1 pseudogene is annotated in these 269 nt (G+C 66.2%); it reads right to left on the reverse strand.

Going from position 1 to position 269, the window contains the following annotated elements:
- A pseudogene (locus tag AF337_RS30195) lies at positions 1-269 on the reverse strand (ABC transporter permease); the annotation flags it as partial.

Here is a 269-nt window from a genome sequence, read left to right on the forward strand (position 1 = left end):
CGGCCGCGTAGATGCCGAGGCCGAGCGGCGTTGCCAGAAAGGCCTTCCAGAGCGCCAGGATCACGACGAGCAACAGGAAGGCGACGGGCGTGTGGCCGGCCAGCACCGTCGACAGCCAATCGGGAATGAACCCACCCGGCCGCGGCAGCAGGATGAGTGCGACCCCGCCGATGATGAATGAGCCGGCCAGCGTGACGATGATTGCAGGAAGCCTGAGATAGGTAACGATGGCGCCGATGACTGCGCCGATCGAAAGGCCGGCGAGGGAG

The organism is Rhizobium ecuadorense, from assembly GCF_001187535.1.
Lineage (GTDB): Bacteria > Pseudomonadota > Alphaproteobacteria > Rhizobiales > Rhizobiaceae > Rhizobium > Rhizobium ecuadorense.